At 66.8% G+C, this 15,288-nt stretch carries 29 protein-coding genes; 16 read left to right on the forward strand and 13 right to left on the reverse strand.

Annotated features, from left to right (window positions below; translation table 11 throughout):
- Positions 1-194: 194 nt before the first annotated feature.
- On the reverse strand, positions 195-320 hold the full coding sequence (locus VF592_RS03445) for a hypothetical protein (protein ID WP_331004203.1): 126 nt from the start codon (positions 318-320) through the stop codon (positions 195-197).
- Positions 317-1,075: a hypothetical protein gene (locus tag VF592_RS03450; protein ID WP_331004204.1), complete on the reverse strand. Its 759-nt coding sequence runs from the start codon at positions 1,073-1,075 to the stop codon at positions 317-319. Before VF592_RS03450 ends, VF592_RS03445 begins: the two co-directional genes overlap by 4 nt.
- A gap of 76 nt (positions 1,076-1,151) precedes the next feature.
- On the opposite strand from VF592_RS03450, the gene VF592_RS03455 reads away from it, so the two are divergent.
- Complete coding sequence (locus VF592_RS03455) at positions 1,152-1,358, forward strand: hypothetical protein (protein WP_331004205.1); 207 nt, start codon at positions 1,152-1,154, stop codon at positions 1,356-1,358.
- A gap of 160 nt (positions 1,359-1,518) precedes the next feature.
- Here the strand turns inward: VF592_RS03455 and VF592_RS03460 are convergent, their stop codons facing one another.
- The 11 genes from VF592_RS03460 to VF592_RS03510 all read right to left on the reverse strand — a co-directional run bounded on the left by VF592_RS03460 (position 1,519) and on the right by VF592_RS03510 (position 5,659).
- Positions 1,519-1,899, reverse strand: a complete 381-nt coding sequence (locus VF592_RS03460) for a hypothetical protein (RefSeq protein ID WP_331004206.1) — start codon at positions 1,897-1,899, stop codon at positions 1,519-1,521.
- Entirely contained in the window at positions 1,896-2,120 is a 225-nt protein-coding gene (locus VF592_RS03465) for a hypothetical protein (protein WP_331004207.1), read from the reverse strand. The genes VF592_RS03460 and VF592_RS03465 overlap by 4 nt, the downstream gene beginning before the upstream one ends.
- Positions 2,117-2,458 (reverse strand): DUF3307 domain-containing protein, encoded by a 342-nt coding sequence (locus VF592_RS03470; protein ID WP_331004308.1) that lies wholly within the window; start codon positions 2,456-2,458, stop codon positions 2,117-2,119. The genes VF592_RS03465 and VF592_RS03470 overlap by 4 nt, the downstream gene beginning before the upstream one ends.
- Before the next feature lie 127 nt (positions 2,459-2,585).
- A complete protein-coding gene (locus tag VF592_RS03475; RefSeq protein WP_331004208.1) occupies positions 2,586-3,071 on the reverse strand; it encodes a hypothetical protein in 486 nt (161 codons plus the stop codon).
- Positions 3,053-3,421 carry a hypothetical protein gene (locus tag VF592_RS03480; protein WP_331004209.1) on the reverse strand — a complete coding sequence of 123 codons (369 nt, stop codon included), beginning with the start codon at positions 3,419-3,421 and terminating at the stop codon, positions 3,053-3,055. Before VF592_RS03480 ends, VF592_RS03475 begins: the two co-directional genes overlap by 19 nt.
- Positions 3,422-3,456: 35 nt before the next feature.
- Complete coding sequence (locus tag VF592_RS03485) at positions 3,457-3,882, reverse strand: hypothetical protein (protein WP_331004210.1); 426 nt, start codon at positions 3,880-3,882, stop codon at positions 3,457-3,459.
- Complete coding sequence (locus VF592_RS03490; RefSeq protein WP_331004211.1) at positions 3,879-4,133, reverse strand: phosphopantetheine-binding protein; 255 nt, start codon at positions 4,131-4,133, stop codon at positions 3,879-3,881. Before VF592_RS03490 ends, VF592_RS03485 begins: the two co-directional genes overlap by 4 nt.
- Positions 4,130-4,294 (reverse strand): hypothetical protein, encoded by a 165-nt coding sequence (locus tag VF592_RS03495; RefSeq protein ID WP_331004212.1) that lies wholly within the window; start codon positions 4,292-4,294, stop codon positions 4,130-4,132. The genes VF592_RS03490 and VF592_RS03495 overlap by 4 nt, the downstream gene beginning before the upstream one ends.
- 136 nt (positions 4,295-4,430) lie before the next feature.
- Positions 4,431-4,712, reverse strand: a complete 282-nt coding sequence (locus VF592_RS03500; RefSeq protein ID WP_331004213.1) for a hypothetical protein — start codon at positions 4,710-4,712, stop codon at positions 4,431-4,433.
- Positions 4,709-5,065, reverse strand: coding sequence for a hypothetical protein (locus VF592_RS03505; RefSeq protein WP_331004214.1), 357 nt, complete (start codon positions 5,063-5,065; stop codon positions 4,709-4,711). Before VF592_RS03505 ends, VF592_RS03500 begins: the two co-directional genes overlap by 4 nt.
- 3 nt (positions 5,066-5,068) lie before the next feature.
- Positions 5,069-5,659: a hypothetical protein gene (locus VF592_RS03510; RefSeq protein WP_331004215.1), complete on the reverse strand. Its 591-nt coding sequence runs from the start codon at positions 5,657-5,659 to the stop codon at positions 5,069-5,071.
- A gap of 295 nt (positions 5,660-5,954) precedes the next feature.
- On the opposite strand from VF592_RS03510, the gene VF592_RS03515 reads away from it, so the two are divergent.
- The 15 genes from VF592_RS03515 (at position 5,955) to VF592_RS03585 (ending at position 15,117) form a co-directional block, all read left to right on the forward strand.
- Positions 5,955-6,560, forward strand: a complete 606-nt coding sequence (locus VF592_RS03515) for a hypothetical protein (protein ID WP_331004216.1) — start codon at positions 5,955-5,957, stop codon at positions 6,558-6,560.
- A 403-nt stretch (positions 6,561-6,963) separates the two neighbouring features.
- Positions 6,964-7,188 carry a carph-isopro domain-containing protein gene (locus tag VF592_RS03520; RefSeq protein WP_331004217.1) on the forward strand — a complete coding sequence of 75 codons (225 nt, stop codon included), beginning with the start codon at positions 6,964-6,966 and terminating at the stop codon, positions 7,186-7,188.
- Positions 7,189-7,374: 186 nt separating this feature from the next.
- A complete protein-coding gene (locus VF592_RS03525; RefSeq protein ID WP_331004218.1) occupies positions 7,375-7,596 on the forward strand; it encodes a hypothetical protein in 222 nt (73 codons plus the stop codon).
- Entirely contained in the window at positions 7,593-7,841 is a 249-nt protein-coding gene (locus VF592_RS03530; RefSeq protein WP_331004219.1) for a hypothetical protein, read from the forward strand. Before VF592_RS03525 ends, VF592_RS03530 begins: the two co-directional genes overlap by 4 nt.
- Positions 7,831-8,256: a hypothetical protein gene (locus VF592_RS03535; RefSeq protein ID WP_331004220.1), complete on the forward strand. Its 426-nt coding sequence runs from the start codon at positions 7,831-7,833 to the stop codon at positions 8,254-8,256. The genes VF592_RS03530 and VF592_RS03535 overlap by 11 nt, the downstream gene beginning before the upstream one ends.
- A gap of 192 nt (positions 8,257-8,448) precedes the next feature.
- Positions 8,449-8,643 carry a conjugal transfer protein TraR gene (locus tag VF592_RS03540; protein ID WP_331004221.1) on the forward strand — a complete coding sequence of 65 codons (195 nt, stop codon included), beginning with the start codon at positions 8,449-8,451 and terminating at the stop codon, positions 8,641-8,643.
- Positions 8,640-9,113, forward strand: a complete 474-nt coding sequence (locus tag VF592_RS03545) for a hypothetical protein (protein WP_331004222.1) — start codon at positions 8,640-8,642, stop codon at positions 9,111-9,113. Before VF592_RS03540 ends, VF592_RS03545 begins: the two co-directional genes overlap by 4 nt.
- On the forward strand, positions 9,110-11,725 hold the full coding sequence (locus tag VF592_RS03550) for a DNA methyltransferase (RefSeq protein WP_331004223.1): 2,616 nt from the start codon (positions 9,110-9,112) through the stop codon (positions 11,723-11,725). Before VF592_RS03545 ends, VF592_RS03550 begins: the two co-directional genes overlap by 4 nt.
- 77 nt (positions 11,726-11,802) lie before the next feature.
- On the forward strand, positions 11,803-12,015 hold the full coding sequence (locus tag VF592_RS03555) for a hypothetical protein (protein WP_331004224.1): 213 nt from the start codon (positions 11,803-11,805) through the stop codon (positions 12,013-12,015).
- A complete protein-coding gene (locus VF592_RS03560) occupies positions 12,012-12,290 on the forward strand; it encodes a hypothetical protein (protein ID WP_331004225.1) in 279 nt (92 codons plus the stop codon). The genes VF592_RS03555 and VF592_RS03560 overlap by 4 nt, the downstream gene beginning before the upstream one ends.
- The gene (locus VF592_RS03565; protein WP_331004226.1) at positions 12,287-12,613 is read left to right on the forward strand and encodes a hypothetical protein; all 327 of its coding nucleotides are present in this window, start codon (positions 12,287-12,289) and stop codon (positions 12,611-12,613) included. The genes VF592_RS03560 and VF592_RS03565 overlap by 4 nt, the downstream gene beginning before the upstream one ends.
- A complete protein-coding gene (locus tag VF592_RS03570) occupies positions 12,610-13,341 on the forward strand; it encodes a helix-turn-helix domain-containing protein (protein ID WP_331004227.1) in 732 nt (243 codons plus the stop codon). The genes VF592_RS03565 and VF592_RS03570 overlap by 4 nt, the downstream gene beginning before the upstream one ends.
- Before the next feature lie 73 nt (positions 13,342-13,414).
- Positions 13,415-13,885, forward strand: a complete 471-nt coding sequence (locus VF592_RS03575; protein ID WP_331004228.1) for a hypothetical protein — start codon at positions 13,415-13,417, stop codon at positions 13,883-13,885.
- A 5-nt stretch (positions 13,886-13,890) separates the two neighbouring features.
- Positions 13,891-14,649, forward strand: coding sequence for a hypothetical protein (locus VF592_RS03580; RefSeq protein ID WP_331004229.1), 759 nt, complete (start codon positions 13,891-13,893; stop codon positions 14,647-14,649).
- An 81-nt stretch (positions 14,650-14,730) separates the two neighbouring features.
- Positions 14,731-15,117, forward strand: a complete 387-nt coding sequence (locus tag VF592_RS03585) for an HIRAN domain-containing protein (protein ID WP_331004230.1) — start codon at positions 14,731-14,733, stop codon at positions 15,115-15,117.
- Positions 15,118-15,288: the final 171 nt, after the last annotated feature.

The following is a 15,288-nucleotide window of genomic DNA, read 5'->3' on the forward strand; positions in this document are numbered from 1 at the left end:
ATGCGAAAGGTCGGGGGTGGGGGTGCGGTACAACGGCGTACAGGTGCCGCCGACGCGCCGCGCGTGGTCAACGGCGGTCGGCTCGTCAGCATGAGCCAGCACCCAGGTCTCGCCAGCTTTCACCCACTCTACCAAGAAAGCATCGGCCTCACGCTCCACCAGCCCGTCGACAGGCTCGGGGGTGTTGGGGGCCGTCACTTGCACCGCTCCTGATACGAGATTCGTTGGACGGCGCGGCTTTGCTCCTGAGCAGCAGTGCAGCTACTAATTTGGCAAAGCGCGATGATGTAGAGCGCGATGGCGGCGATCGGACGGCTCATGCCCCCTCTCCCTTGCCGGTGGCGGCGATGGCGTCTGCGCTCGGCTCCGATCCGGTGAGGGGTAGGGCGGAACTCGAAGCCGATCGCATCGCCGCAGCAAGAAGGGCTCGCCACCAGAACCGGCCGCGATGTCCGTAGCCGCGCTCCATCTCCCCGAAGTGACATCCTTCCAGCTCGCCCGCACCCATCAGGAAATCAACCAAGCGTTTCGGGATCGCGACTGTCGGCTCCGCTGCGATCGGTTCGCTTGAAGGGGTGGCGAGGGCGGAGTCGGTAATCACGTGCCGCCCCTTATCGGACGCGTGACCGATCACGCGTTCGGTGATTTCGACAATGCGATGCTCGGCAGTATCTACCCACCGCGCGTTCTCACTCGCCATCTCGCGAAACGCTTCTTCGCGATCGGTTAGTGATTGCGTCCTATGCAACCCGTCGCGGAAGCCCCCGCCACCGGGTCGCTTCCACTCGCCACCGTTGCGCCATTCTAACTCGTACCGGGTGGTCAGCCGCTCCCCATCCACTGACCCCACCGGCGCGGGGTGCTCGGATGCTTCGCGCGTGTTCCAGGCGGCAATGGCTTCGGCACGATCCAACCGCGGCGGCAAAGTCAGGCACCTGTCCTGCTGGCACCATACGCCGAAGTTGATCGTCACGAACGCTTGTCCGCTGCATCTAGGACATGGTTTCAACGCCTCCGCATCCCCGGCCATGCTGGGCTTATCCACAATAATCTCCTTTGCGCGAAATAAACGCATTTGCGCTATTGACGATAAGTGCATGTGCGCTTATTACCTGTGCATCGGCCACGGAGGCCCGACCAGGAGACATTAAATGACCACCTACACCGCCGCCATTGACGCCCGTGAGATCAGCTTCGACGCCCCAACGCTCATCGCTGCCAAGGTCCGCGCCCGGCGCGAGTTCGACGGAGGATACATCGGTGATCGCATCCGCATCGCCGAACACACCAACACGCACGGCCCGGTCGTCGTCTCGACCGGTACTGTGGGTCGCAAGGGCTGGCGCGATGCCCGCTGAGCCCAAACGCCGCCCCGGCCGCCCCTCCAAAGGCGACGGGGCCAAGCGCACCATCAGCACTCGACTGTCTCCCGACGTGATCGCAGCCAAGGATGCATCGGGCAGGACATATGACGACCTCCTGCGAGGAGCGCTCGGGCTGTAGAGGCCCATGCTGGGCTTATCCATGGGTTGGTCCTTTCAGGGCGGCGCGGGCAGCACGGAGCTTGCCGAATGTGATAGTGATTGCGACGGTATTGCTGTCGGGCAGGTCCCAAGCCTCGCCGCACAATGGCGCGGGCAGCAGGTCGGACAGAGCTTCCCGCACCCGCTCGCTCGCCTCTCCCGCATCGGTCGGGGCGGCTAGGCGGTCGGCCGCGTCGAGAAGGGCGGGGAGACGGGCGAGCAGAGCCTGGCGCGCGCGATTGGCGGTATGGAAAGTGGTCCACCCCCTTGCCCATGCCCACGCGGGCGGACCGCGATCTGCTGGCCAGGCCTCGTGCGCCGCCAGCAGCTCGCGCAGCCGCGCCACCTCCTCGCGGGAGATCGGTTGATTGGTCATGCGGGAGTCTCCGAAAGCTGCTGGCGGACGGTCAAACCGAACGGCGTCACACGCCGGAACGCGACCGAATACGTGTCAACGATCCCTTGCGGCCATGACTTTCGCTCCACGCGCGCGGGCACGAGTATGCGGGCGTCGAGCGTCGGCTTGGCGGACGCCAGTACCCGCTTCTGCGCATCTGTCAGGTCAGCGAGTGCTCGCTTGATGGCGCGGTCGCTCACTGTGCGTCACCTTTCGGGGATGGGAGGTCGGGCCTCCGTGCGATCAGCGCCCACGCCAGCTTGCACGCTAGGTGGATGGCCTGATCCTGATTGTAGGACAGCTTGCCCCGGCACTTGGCGTCGTCGATCGCGGCGTGGATCACCGTCTCGACTAGGCCGAGCAATGGAGAGCGCGTCACCAGCGCGACCATGCCACCGTGGATCACCGCGTGCGCCCCTAGCGCCTGATACCAGGGCACGCCGGGGATTGGCGCGTTACGATTTTTGGCCTTGGCGAGAAAATCGCCCTGTAGTGGGTAGTCGCAGAGCGCGTGGCCTGCGACGAGGGTCAGCAACATGGTCACGTTTCCTTGCCTTTCTCATCACGAACTTCTGGGACAATTTGTCCTTTGCACCGGCAAAATGATCCGGGACGGCAAGGTCGAAAACAGCGCCTGCGCGTGTCTGGGCGGGGCTTGCGACCCATCATGCCAACGCCTCCAGCCAACGGATTGTGTTCGCCCATTTGCGCTCGTCGTCGGCGTTGCATTCCAAGCAGCCCCGGATGAGCCGCAGCGATCGACGGGCCTCGCTTAGAATGTGCTGACGTTCCTCGCGTCGCCCCTCCGCCCGTGCGGCGGATTGGTCGGAGGGAGTGGACGCATGGGCGGCTAGCGGGTCTACCGGGAACGTGTTGTCCGCAATCGACGCGGCCAAGCTAGCGGCGTGAGTCTCAGCGTCCCACGGCCACCGAGCGACGGTGAAGTTCATCAGCGGGTCGTGGTAGTGCGGGACCGGATTGCGGCGATGCCAGAATATCGTCCACTGCGCGGCCCACAGTTGCGCGGTCGCACGATCCGGGGCGGGATGCACGTCGTCCATGCCGGTGACATGCATGCACCACAGGGCGTCATCGCTCCCTGCATTAGAAGAAGGGGGGATAGAGGGGTGGGTCAGAACGGGATCGGACATAGCCGGTTCTCCTTTTCGCGCGCCGCGTCGTACCGGAGCCATTCGCGAAACGAGTAGCTGCTGTCGGCATCGCGGAAGCGCTGGTAGCGTTGTTGTGAGCGGGTCAGCTTCGGCGGCGCGGGGCTGTTCGCCGTGACCCACGCCCGGCCCGCGTCGGTGACGTGGAACAGGTCATCCCCGCCGAATATGCCGACTGCAGCTCGGCAGGTCATCAGGCCGCGTTCGGTCGCGTCAACGCAGGTGTCGTGATCGCGATGGCCGGGTCCGCAGACGAAATGCGAGCGATATCGGGTGCCGCGTCCATACTCGTCCGTGCCCAGCGCGTGTTGCAGGACATGCAGGATCGCCACCTCCGTCTCGGGGACGCCCTGTCCTTGGTTGAGGATCATGAGGGGCTGGCCTGGGAGAGGGCGTTCCAAGAGGCAATCGCACGCGGCCAAAGCTGGCGGTTGCTCCAGAAGTCGTCCTCAACTTGGTCGTCAACGAACAGGTCGACAACGAAATCCGCTTCGTCCTTACTGCACTCAGCAACGGCTCGCGCTGCCCGCCAGAGGTCCCGCGCTTTGTCGGCCGGCGCGCAATAGGTGGCAACCGTCGTCGGCTGCTGGTCGTCATCGGTCACGCCGCAAAGATGAACTCCGGTCGCCGGCGGATCGTAGTTGCTCACCTGATCGCTTACCAACGATCCGTCGCGGCGATACATCGCCCGGCGCGCGGTGGCGGCATTCTCGACATATGCCGTTCGCCATGGTCCCTCCAGCGCCTCCCCATCCAGGCGGGTTCCGAGGGGAGGGGTGGGGGATGCGGTCACAGCGTCACCTGTTCGCCGCGCGCTGCCACCAGCACCTCGACCTGCGCGATTACCGCGGAGATCGTCGTCGTCTCGTCGAGCGCGTCGTCGAGCGGGAGGCGGACCCCGAACGCGGCCTCGATCTCCACCTCGATCGCGACCAGGTCGGCGAAGTCAGCGCCGCGGTCCGATAGGGTCTGGGCATCGACGGGCGCGGCGCTGGCGGGCAGAAGCTCGTCGATGATCGCGCGAACGCGGTCGGCGATGCTCATCGGCCGATGATCCAGGTCGCGACGCCCAGGGCCAGGAACCCAAGCGCGGCCACCTCGACACGCCGCGTCGGCGGAAGATCGCGCAGCGCGCGGGAGGGCTTGCACGCCCGGCAGCGGCAGAACTGATCGTGCAGCGGATTGGCATGGTCGACGATGTGCATCAGGCCCTCGTGAGAAACTGGCGGCGAAAAGGGTGAGGCGCGCGCGGCGCGGCGACGGTCGCGCAGATGTGCGCGGGTGGGCGAAGGGCGGGCTCGGCGAGCATGCGCGCGAGCGGAGCGATGCGGTCGCGCACCATCAGGCGCCGGCCTTCGTTACGGTGGAAGAACTGTGCCGGTTTTCGGAAGAGAAGTTCCAATCCGCGTCGCGGTGGAACGTCTCGACCAGCTCGCGCCCGAAGATCGTGACGAACCAGCGGTGCTTGCGCGACGCCGCCGCGGCGCCGCGCACCTCGGCGAGGTTGTGCCGCTGGAGCCAGCACAGGGACGGGTTGCGAAAGCTGGCGGGGTAGCCCTCGTCGAGCGCTTCGACCAGAACCAGCGTCTTCCACTGCGCGGGGCTAAGATCGGCGGCGGTCACAGCTCAGCGCCCCACAGCGACGTCGCGAGCGCCAGCTGGTCGATCCCGTGCAGCTCGTTCCACGCGGCCGAGCCGATGACGTGGACCGCGGTCGGACCCGTCCGGTGACAGCGCGGGCAGAGCGGCAGCACCAGCCGATGGTCGCGCGTGATGCGGGCCGACCCGTCGTAGATCACGTGATGCACCTCGACCGGCCAGGACGAGCAGGCGATGCACGGCATGGCCGCGATGCGCTCGTGATGGCGCTTGTGCGCGGCGGGCTTGGGCCGTGGGCGCGCGACGATCCGAGAGCGGGACAGGGTGGCCCGGCCGGGCTTCAGCGGCGTCCGGCGCGCGATGGGGGAGCGACGCACGCATCAGTCGGCTTCGGTCAGCGCGCACATCCGCTCGACAAGGTCGAGCGCCGACGCCTGCAAATCGCGTCGGGTGGAATCCAGCGCCGACCGCGCCGCCGACCACGCCGCCGACCGCGCCGCCGACCACGCCGCCGACGCATCATCGCGAACGGCCTCCAGCGGACCGCGCAACGACGGCATCTGCGCCGTCTCGACAATCGCGGGCAGCGCGGCGAGGTTGTCGGCCTGCTTCGTCAGGCCCGCCAGTCGGAGCCAGGCGGGCGTATGGACGCGGATATACCAGTCGACGGCCAGCAGCGCCCGGCGCTCGGAGAGCTTCTCGCTCCCGGCGGTGCCGACGGTCAGCGGGATGAGCGGCAGGAGCATTCGGCGCTCCTCGTCGGGCAGCGCGTCGTTCCAGGTGCGCAGGAACGCGGCGATGGCCTTGTCGACACAGGCCGGGTGATCGGAGAACGGCTCGCGGGCGATGTACGCCGCCGCCTCCATCGCGCACATGCCGACCGCCGGGTCCGTGTGATCGCCCTTGTCCAGGCCACGGGTCTGGACGGATGCCCAGCGCTCTTCGTCTATGGTGATCGGCTGTGTCGCCACGGTGATCGTCTCCAGCGCGGCGGGGCGCCGCTGTCTGGCAACCTTGTATTCGCATTGAACACAGAGTGTCAACAGTCCGTATTCACCATGCGAACATTATTTCGCTTGCCTATGCGCATCAGAAATGGAACATACGTAGAACACTAAGTTGCAGAATTGTGAATCTCCGCTGATTGCGTTTGCGCGTTCGTGGGCTATGTTATTGAAGTCACACAGGGAGGACCTTGCGTTGAGTGCCTTGGAGGCTGTTCGCTCCGCGTACCTGGAGCAAGCGGTCCATGCTTTCAGAAATCGTGTGACGAGCAATCTCGATCGGTTGCCCGAGGCGATCTATGCGGTGGGGACCGACGGAAATATCACCTACTACAATGCGGCTTGCGTGCCCTTTGCGGGTCGAATCCCCCGGCTCGGCGTAGATCGATGGTGCATTATGGCCGGCATCTACACGCTCGAAGGCGCGCATGTGCCTATGGAAGAATGCGCCGTTGCGGCAGTGGTTCGAGACGGCGTCGCGATTCGCGGGCAAGCCATAGGCCAAAAGGCTGACGGATCGCGAGTTCGCCTAGAGGGCTACCCGACGCCTGTGTATCAGAACGACAACGGCACTGGCGAGCTGCTCGGCGCGGTCAACATGCTGGTTGCGGTTAAGACGAAGCGCATCGTCCGACCGGCGTCGTGCTATCCGATCTGCATTGAATGCGCGCCGCAATGCAAGGCAGCGCTGTACGCGCTAAGGCCGGTTGCTAGCCAGATCGTTGGGTTAGAGCAAGAAGTACGCCGCGCGTCTGAGCAGGATCGCCCCGCGCTTCTGGCGCGGATCGATACACTTCGGACAAGTCTCGTAGCACTTGCGCGGCGCTTACGACCCCACCGGGCGCAGGCTCTTGGCCTCCTAGAATAATGCGGCCCAGGACATCGACGATTGCCGTGGCTACGGGCAGAGTGAGAGGCGCGGCGACCTCGTCCGACATCTCGACCTCAGGAAGCCCGGTCAGCGCGAGGACCTCGTCCTGGGTGATGGGCGGCTTTCCCCTGCCGGCGAACACGCGCGCAAACTCAATGGCTTTCGGAAGCGCTAGCGTACCATCGGGGCGGTAGTCAGGCTGAAAATAACGGGGCAGTCCGCCCCGCTTCACCCCTAGCTCGGCCGCGATTTTCTCGAACGACAGTCCGCTGCGCTTCTTGAGGCGCAAAAGCCGCGTCCCGACTGAATCCGTATTGTCTGACATTCGGGGGAGATTGCCGCATACGGCTGTATTCATACTAGCTTGACAGTTTGTATTCGACGTGAGTACAAACTGTTTATGGATCAGCAGAGCCCCATTACGTCCCTTATCGACCGCTTCGGCGGCATACGGCCGATGGCCCGCGCACTCAGCATCACGCCGGGCGCGGTGCAAGGGTGGAAGAGCCGCGAGAAAATCCCGGTCGATCATTGGCAGGCCATCGCCGCTGCGGCGAAGGCGCAACGCATCGCGTTCAAGATGACTGAGTTGCTGCCTGCGTCCGACACCCAGGTGGCGGCATGATCATCGCGGGCATAGACATCGGCCGCGCGGGTTTCACGGTGTCGGCAGGCCGCCAGACGGCCGGGTGCGTCACTCTGGCGGAAGTGGAAGGCTTTCTGGCGCGAGCGGCTTCGCCCGACCGAACCACGTCGACAGCATCTTGCGGGCTTGCTGATGCTGGTCCTCCTCCCCGTGGGGGCGAAGAGCATGAAGCATAAGCTGCTCAATCCCTTGGAGATCGCCTGCGTCAATGACGTGTCGCTGACCAAGGATGCTGCAAAGTTCCGCGAAGCCGGCGGTAACGGCGGCGATGGACGCGCGGATTTGTTCGTCGTGCAAGATTCTAGCCCTCCGTCGGTGCGTTGCAACACGACGATAGCCGGACGGGGAGGGGCCGCAAGCCTCTCCCCCGAAGGGCAGGTCAGATGACCACCTACATCGACGACCAGTCCGACCCCGGCAGCTGGCAGCGCGCGCTCGATCGCGCCTGCCTCGCCGGTCGAGTCTCCGACCACGGTTCCCCCGATACGGCCGCGCTTCCCCCTGGCGGTGGCCGTACCCTCCCCGGCGTGCCCCTGTGTTCCCGCGCCGGGGAGGTTCATCTTCAGCAAGGTCGCGGCCCGGATCATGTCGATCCTGGTACGCCGATGGAGGCGCGTCATCATGTCGGGTGAAAGCCGTTTGGCGCAGGATGTCGCGGAGCGGCAGACGGCGATGTTCGCGTCGTTCGTGGGGCAGGGGCGGTATACCACCCGCGCCGCCCTCGCCGCGGCCTCGCGCATCCCGGAGAGCACTCTGCGCAGCTACGCGGGCGGGGCGGCGATGCCCCTCCACGCCGTGCTGGCGCTGCGCCCGCACCTGCCGGGGCAGGCGATCAACATGCTCACCGAGCCGGGCGGCTACCGCCTGGTGGAGGTCGAGACCAGCGATACGAACTGGGACGTCATCGCGGCAGGCGCTGCCGGGCTGACGTTCGAGATCTGCGATGCGCGGAAAGACGGCGTGGTCGACCATGTCGAGCGGGCGCGACTGCGCACCCGCGCGCGCGGCCTGATCGCCGAGCTCTCTGATGTCATCGGCGACGAGTGAGGTTCTAACCGGCCGGGCCCGATCCCGGCTCAACTGAGGTCAGATCAATGCAGGCGATAGGAGCCGCGAAGCCTCGTGCTTTCGCGACAGGAAAGGTGCGTCCGGCGAAAGCCGTGATCATGGACGCGGTCCCGGTAGAGGTCAGCGCCCTGCCGAGATGGAACGAGCGGCTCCGCTGGCTGGCACGCGCCCGTGGCTGATCCCGTGGACCAAGCGAACGACTTCGCCGCGGCATACACCGATCGCGCGATCCGCGCCGCGCGCCAGCCGGTTCCGGCCGGGGTGGCCGGTGTGTGCGACGAATGCGGCGACGACAGCCCGCGGCTGGTGGGCGGGCGCTGCGCGCCGTGCCGCGAGCCGAAGCGGGCAGGGGGCGGCCGCCGATGACCAGCCCATTCCCGCCCGAGCGCCTCGCGCCTGCTCTGGCCGCGATCACGGCCGCGGCCGATGCCGGCAGGCGCTGCCCGACGAACCGGGAACTTGCCGACCTGATCGGGGGCGAGACCGGCGCGCTCGGCCAGCAGGCCGTCCACGCCCTCGAACGCGCAGGCCTGATCAAGGTCGATCGCTTCGCTCAGGCTCGCCGCGTCACGATCCTCGCGACCGGGCAGGCGACGTTCGTGAAAGCGGGCCAGTGGCCGAACGTCCGGGTCGGCCTGCGATACACGAAGCCCCGGCCGGACAAGGTCTGCACGCGCGACACCCGCGCGGATCCGGTGCTGAACGAAAAGCTGACCGAGGCACAGATCGAGGCGCGGCGCGTGGACAGCTCGACGTGTCGGCGCTGCGGCGCGCGGGTGGCGGTCGGGTGCGAGCACGCCGCCGCCAATCCCCACAATTCCGGAGCATCAGCATGACCGAGCAGCCGAGCTACCGCGCCTTCCTGGAGGCGAAGATCCCGACTGCGCCGCTGGCGGGTCTGCCGTGCGACCTCAGCGAGGTGCCGACCCATCTCGTGGACGGGCGCGAGCTGAAGCCGCACCAGCGCCATGTGATCCGCTGGGCGGTGGAGGGCGGCCGGCGCGCGCTGTTCGAGGCGTTCGGGCTGGGCAAGTCGATGCAGCAGCTGCTGATCCTCGACATCATCCTGCGCAAGCGCGCGGCGGCAGGTGAGCGAGGCCTGGGATTGATCGTCGCGCCGCTGGGCGTGCGTCGCGAGTTCATGCGGGACGCGGAGCTGCTGGGCATCCCGATCGCGTTCGTGCGGTCGGACACGGAGATCGAGGCTCAACTTCTGATCGCGGCGGCCAGCGACGTTGCCCGTCCGCCGCTCCTGCTCACCAACTATGAGAGCGTGCGAGACGGCAAGATCACGATCGCCCTGTTCACGGCCGTCAGCTTGGACGAGGCCAGCGTCCTGCGCTCCTACGGGTCGAAGACGTTCCAGACGTTCCTGCCGCTGTTCGATGCGGTGCCGTACCGCTTCGTCGCGACGGCTACGCCATCGCCGAACCGCTACAAGGAGCTGATCCATTATGCCGGCTTCCTGGGGGTCATGGACACCGGCCAGGCGCTGACCCGGTTCTTCCAGCGCAATGCGCAGAAAGCGGGGGACCTAACCCTCTACCCGCACAAGGAAGAGGAGTTCTTCACCTGGCTGAATAGCTGGGCGGTGTTCCTTCAGCGCCCGAGCGACCTGGGGTTCAGCGACGAAGGTTATGACCTGCCCCCGATCGCGGTGCGCTGGCACGAGGTGCAGGCCGACCTCGCCAGCGCCGAGGTCGAGAGCAACGGGCAGGGCCGGTTGATGCGCAGCGCGGCGCTGGGGGTGGTGGACGCGGCGCGGGAGAAGCGCTCGACGCTCGGCGCGCGGATCGCGGCGACCGAGGCGATCGTCACCGCCTCGCCGGCGGACCACTTCCTGCTCTGGCACGACCTCGAGGACGAGCGCCGCGCGATCGAGGCGACGTTTCCTGGCATCGACACGGTCTACGGGACGCAGGATCTCGATCGGCGCGAGGGGATCATCTCCCGGTTCGCCGAAGGCATGTCGCGGCTGCTCGCGGCGAAGCCGATCATGCTGGGCTCGGGCACCAACCTCCAGCGCCACTGTCACCGCGCGATATTCGTTGGCGTCGGGTTCAAGTTCAACGACTTCATCCAGGCGGTGCACCGCATCCAGCGGTTCCAGCAGCCGCATCCGGTCGAGATCGACATCATCTACGCCGAGACGGAGCGCGAGGTCGTGCGCGATCTACAGGCGAAGTGGGCCCGTCATGACGAGCTGACCGAGCGCATGTCGGAGATCATCCGACGGCACGGGCTCGCGCATGATGTCGCGCTGGCTGGCCTCGAGCGCGCCATCGGCGTGGATCGGAGCGAGGCCAGCGGCGCGGGCTGGCGTCTGGCGCATAACGACTGCGTCGACGAAGCGGCGCGGCTCGACGGGAGTTCCGTCGACCTCGTCGTCACCAGCATCCCGTTCTCGAACCATTATGAGTACACGCCCAGCTACAACGATTTCGGCCATACCGACGACGACGCGCACTTCTTCGCGCAGATGGATCACCTGACGCCGAACCTGCTGCGCGCACTCGCACCCGGCCGACTGGCCTGCATCCACGTCAAGGACCGGATCATGTTCGGCAACGTGACCGGCGAGGGCGTGCCGACGGTGAACCCGTTCCACGCCAAGTGCATCGAGCACTACATCCGCCACGGCTTCCAGTTCATGGGCATGATCACCGTCGTCACCGATGTCGTTCGAGAGAACAACCAGACCTATCGGCTCTCCTATTCGGAGATGCTGAAAGACGGGACGAAGATGGGCGTCGGCTGCCCCGAATACGTCCTGCTGATGCGCAAGCCGCAATCCGACCAGTCGCGCGGCTATGCCGACCGGCCGGTGGTGAAAGACCGTGCGGCGTACAGCCTGGCGCGGTGGCAGATCGACGCCCATGCCTTCTGGCGCTCGAGCGGTAACCGCCCGCTTCACGCGGCGGAGCTGGCCGACGCAGCCGCCCGGTTCGCGGCCATGCCGACCTCGGTCCTGCCCAAGCGGTTCCGCGAGGACACTCGCGACCTGGTGCATGATCACGAGGCGCATGTCGCGGTCGGGGAAGCCGTCGCGGACCGGCCGGCCAGCGACAACAACGGCACGCTCCCGCGCACCTTCATGGCGATCGCCCCCGGCTCGCATCACCCTGATGTATGGGACGACGTGGTGCGGATGCGCACGCTGAACGCGGAGCAGGTCCGCAAGGGCGCCGAGAAGCACGTCTGCCCGCTCCAGTTCGACATCGTGGACCGGCTGATCGAGCGATATTCGATGCCCGGCGAAATGGTGTTCGACCCGTTCTGCGGCCTCGGGACCGTTCCGATGCGCGCGCTGGCGCTCAAGCGCCGCGGCGGCGGGAGCGAGCTCAACCCCGGATATTGGGCGCAATCCGTCCAGTATCTGCGCGACCTGGAGCGCGAGATGGCCGTGCCGACCCTGTTCGACCTGCTCGAGTTGGAGCAGGCGGCGTGACGCCCGCGTCGCCAGCCCCTTGTTCCTCGTTCGAGGAACAGCGCCGCAAGCCCTGCCCGGTCAGCCGAATGGTGGGGATGGAGCGCGCCGCCGAGCTGCTCGGCCGCGGCGGCCAGCGCGAGATCGCCACCGTGCTGGGCATAGAGCCCCGCGCGCTTCGCTACAAGACTGCGGGACGGTCCGGCATTGACGACGTCGACCTGACGATCACGGCGGATTTCCTCGACACCCGCGCCGCGCGGATGATCGAACTCGCCCGCAAGCTGCGCCAGGAGGCGGTCGGACGATGAGCACTCGTCGCGCGCAAGAGCGAGACCTGCGCCACGATGCCGACCCGATCCGGTTCGGTGCCGCTGCTGTGAAGTGTGAAGGCTTCACGCCCGATTGCTCCTACCATCAGCGGTGCATGATGGGCGGCGAGTGTTTCGCGTCTCCGCCGCATCTCGTCGCCGCGCGCATGATCGAGAAGCAGGTGCTTGATCCACTGCCAGACGCTCCTGGCGTCCATAGGGCGTACATCCGCGAGGTCGTGACGATGTTGCGCGAGGGGCGGGTACGGCTATGACCGACCTGTTCGCTTACCCTCACCGGCCCGGCGCCAAGGCCCGCGATACCTCGCGTGCGGCGGGCGCCAGCATGGCGTCGGTATCGAGCTCCCTCCAGGCTAAGGTGCTCGACCTGTTCGAGCGGTCCAACGGCATGACGGCGGACGAATGCGCCGGGCGGCTGGGGATCAGCATCCTCAGCATCCGCCCGCGCGTCACGGAGCTCGTCCGCCTGGGCAGGCTGCGGGACAGCGGCGGGCGGCGGGCGAACGGGTCCGGCCGCTCCGCGATAGTCTGGGTGCCCGTGTTCCCGGCGAAGCTGCGGGGGCAGCGGGTCGCGTGAGCATTCGCCTGATGACGACCGTGTGGGACCTCGACCTTCCGCCTGGCGAGAAGCTAGTCCTGCTGGCGCTCGCCGATCAGGCGAACGACGAGGGCCGTCAGTGCTGGCCTGCCGTGTCCACCATCATGAAGCGGTCCGGTCAGGGGGAGCGCACGGTTCGGCGCGCGCTTCATGATTTGGAGGCGAAGGGGCACCTTACGCGGCATCACCGCGACGGCGGCAGCACGCAATACCACCTCCACCCCGGCCAGATTGGCACCCCTGCCAAATCGGCACCCCTGCCAAATGCGACCGCTACCCCTGCCAAATCGGCACCCAAACCTTCAGGAACCACCACTTCCGAGAAGGACAAGCCTTCTCGGAAGAAGCGCGCGGCTAAGCCGCCCGCCTTCGCTCTGCCCGCCGATATTCCCAGCGAACCGTGGGCGGATTTCGAGGACATGCGCCGCCGCATCGGCAAGCCGATGACGCCCAAGGCCCGAGACCTCGCCGTGACCCGGCTCCGAAAGCTGGCGGACGACGGCTTCCCGCCCGGCGACGTGCTGAACCACTCCACCCTCAACAACTATCAGGGCCTGTTCCCGCCGAAGGACGATCAAAATGGACAGAGACGAAATGACGCCGTGGCAGGACATGACCGGCAACGTGGTTCGGCCAGCGGCATGGGACCAACCGTCGATGCGGCCCAGCGCTTCCTTGCCCGACGGGAGGCGGCGCCCGAAGGATAGCCTGACCCCGGCGACTGACCGCGAGTTCATCGCGATCCTCACGCCGTGCCTTCAGCTGGTAGCGCCATCTGGCATGTCGCCGGACGCGCAGGACACATGGTTCGAAGCGGCGCGGCTGGCGCTGGCCGACCTGCCGGTCGATCTGCTGAAGCGCGGCGCACAACACGCGATGCGCCATGCCGATCACCCGGCCAAGATCGTGGCGCTGATCGTGAAGGATACGGCCGGGCTGCTGGAAGATAGACGGCGGCCGGTCGGGTCGAAGATCTGGGAGGGCGCGGACAACGCCCCGCGCGCGCTGCCGGCGCCCGGCGGCGAGCGCGGCACCGCGACCGAACTGGACGCGATCTGCAAGCGGTTCGCGGTCGGGCGATATGCGCGCGAGCAGTCCGGCCGAGGCTCCGGCCCGACCCCTATGGGGCTCAACCCGGAGCGCTCCTGCCGGACGCCTGCCCGCGACGATTACATCCGCATGGGCGTCGATCCGGCGGTGCTCGACAAGTTGGCCGCGGCGGACAGCGGCAAAAACGGGGAGGCAGCGTAAGGGTTATGGGGCGGGCAGATCATCAGGGCAGGGAAGGGGGATGGTGCATCCTGCGCACCAGCGGCCCGCGCACGCTGGCGCTGGCGCGGTCGCTGGCGGCGGCGGGGTTCGAGGTGTGGACGCCCGCCCGGACCTTCCGCCGTGTGCTTCAGAAGGGGCGTAAGGGAGAGCGCAAGGTGCAGGTCGACGCCCCGATCCTGCCGACCTTCGTGTTCGCCCGCGCGAGTCACCTCTCCGCGCTGGCCTATGCGGCAGCCGAGCCTGTCAGCCCGCATCCACCATTCTCGATCTTCCGCCATGGCGGACGCATCCCGCTGGTGAACGGAAGCGACGTGGCCGGACTGCGCGACGAGGAGGGTCGCGCTGCAGAAGCATGGCGAGCCCTGCTGGACGCGGACACGCGGGAGGAGGCGCAACGCATCCGCATAGCCGCGCTCAAGACGGAGCGAGCCCGGCGCAAGGCACAGCGCGCCGAACGACGGACATTCCAGCCCGGCGATCAGGTGGACATAGGTGAGATGCCCGCCTTCACCGGCAAGATCGGTACGGTCATCAAGGGAGACGGACGCTCTGCCTTGGTCGACTTCGGCGGCGCGTTCCCGATGCGTATCGAGGCTTGGCGTTTGTCTCCCCATGATGTACAGGAAGAGAACATCGCCGCACAAGCGGCTGCGGGGTTAGTTGATCTGGGGCTTCGTGCTCTTGCGCTCCCTGACCACACCGACCGACGCGCGCCGCGCTCGGGCGGACAAGCGAAGCTATGACGAACGGCAGTTCCCGTTGACCCTTTCGTGAGCGCTTCCCAGCGCCTCGGGCACCTGCCATGCTTCGTGCCGGAGGACGGCATGGGCGCAAATGATCGGTCGCTGAATATTGTCGGCGAGAGCTTCAAGAACACGGACGGCGGCAGCCGCCAAGCGGAGATCAAGCGTTGCCGGCCAGGTGAGAGGGTCGAGCTTGTCCGCGAGCCGGGCAACAAGCACGACGAGATGGCAATCGCAGTGCTCAGCGCGCGCGGTATTCAGATCGGCTACATCGCTTCCGACCATGCAGCGTGGCTTGCGCCGAAGCTCGACCGCGGCGATCGCGTTCCAGCTATAGTCGAGCGCATCAACGGCGGTGAACCTGGCAAGCCATCCCTCGGCGTCTGCATCCGGGTGAACTGGAGGGGCGAGGAGGTTAAGAAGCCGGGCCGGCGAGGCCTCCTTGCCCGACTCTTCGGCTCGGATTGAAGAGCCCCATTGCATTGGGTCCTTCCTGGGCTCCCGCCGGATACGGGGTCCAACGGCGCATCGAACGCCCAGCGTTGAGGTGTAAAAGGTGTCCGCACCCGATTTGTCCGCACCCCGCTGGGTCAGCGCACGCGAGTTCGCGCGGCTCGATGGGTGCGATGAGGGCCTTGT

The organism is Sphingomonas sp. (assembly GCF_036388435.1).
Lineage (GTDB): Bacteria > Pseudomonadota > Alphaproteobacteria > Sphingomonadales > Sphingomonadaceae > Sphingomonas.

Excerpts from the sequence above, each read along its gene's own strand:
- VF592_RS03470 (WP_331004308.1), bottom strand. The coding sequence starts at position 2,458 with ATGTTGCTGACCCTCGTCGCAGGCCACGCGCTCTGCGACTACCCACTA.
- VF592_RS03450 (WP_331004204.1), bottom strand. The coding sequence starts at position 1,075 with ATGCGTTTATTTCGCGCAAAGGAGATTATTGTGGATAAGCCCAGCATG.
- VF592_RS03460 (WP_331004206.1), bottom strand. The coding sequence starts at position 1,899 with ATGACCAATCAACCGATCTCCCGCGAGGAGGTGGCGCGGCTGCGCGAG.
- VF592_RS03490 (WP_331004211.1), bottom strand. The coding sequence starts at position 4,133 with ATGAGCATCGCCGACCGCGTTCGCGCGATCATCGACGAGCTTCTGCCC.
- VF592_RS03495 (WP_331004212.1), bottom strand. The coding sequence starts at position 4,294 with ATGCACATCGTCGACCATGCCAATCCGCTGCACGATCAGTTCTGCCGC.
- VF592_RS03530 (WP_331004219.1), top strand. The coding sequence starts at position 7,593 with ATGACCACCTACATCGACGACCAGTCCGACCCCGGCAGCTGGCAGCGC.
- VF592_RS03445 (WP_331004203.1), bottom strand. The coding sequence starts at position 320 with ATGAGCCGTCCGATCGCCGCCATCGCGCTCTACATCATCGCGCTTTGC.
- VF592_RS03580 (WP_331004229.1), top strand. The coding sequence starts at position 13,891 with ATGGGGCGGGCAGATCATCAGGGCAGGGAAGGGGGATGGTGCATCCTG.
- VF592_RS03560 (WP_331004225.1), top strand. The coding sequence starts at position 12,012 with ATGAGCACTCGTCGCGCGCAAGAGCGAGACCTGCGCCACGATGCCGAC.
- VF592_RS03520 (WP_331004217.1), top strand. The coding sequence starts at position 6,964 with ATGGATCAGCAGAGCCCCATTACGTCCCTTATCGACCGCTTCGGCGGC.
- VF592_RS03585 (WP_331004230.1), top strand. The coding sequence starts at position 14,731 with ATGGGCGCAAATGATCGGTCGCTGAATATTGTCGGCGAGAGCTTCAAG.
- VF592_RS03565 (WP_331004226.1), top strand. The coding sequence starts at position 12,287 with ATGACCGACCTGTTCGCTTACCCTCACCGGCCCGGCGCCAAGGCCCGC.
- VF592_RS03455 (WP_331004205.1), top strand. The coding sequence starts at position 1,152 with ATGACCACCTACACCGCCGCCATTGACGCCCGTGAGATCAGCTTCGAC.
- VF592_RS03535 (WP_331004220.1), top strand. The coding sequence starts at position 7,831 with ATGTCGGGTGAAAGCCGTTTGGCGCAGGATGTCGCGGAGCGGCAGACG.
- VF592_RS03545 (WP_331004222.1), top strand. The coding sequence starts at position 8,640 with ATGACCAGCCCATTCCCGCCCGAGCGCCTCGCGCCTGCTCTGGCCGCG.
- VF592_RS03475 (WP_331004208.1), bottom strand. The coding sequence starts at position 3,071 with ATGTCCGATCCCGTTCTGACCCACCCCTCTATCCCCCCTTCTTCTAAT.
- VF592_RS03550 (WP_331004223.1), top strand. The coding sequence starts at position 9,110 with ATGACCGAGCAGCCGAGCTACCGCGCCTTCCTGGAGGCGAAGATCCCG.
- VF592_RS03525 (WP_331004218.1), top strand. The coding sequence starts at position 7,375 with ATGAAGCATAAGCTGCTCAATCCCTTGGAGATCGCCTGCGTCAATGAC.
- VF592_RS03555 (WP_331004224.1), top strand. The coding sequence starts at position 11,803 with ATGGAGCGCGCCGCCGAGCTGCTCGGCCGCGGCGGCCAGCGCGAGATC.
- VF592_RS03575 (WP_331004228.1), top strand. The coding sequence starts at position 13,415 with ATGTCGCCGGACGCGCAGGACACATGGTTCGAAGCGGCGCGGCTGGCG.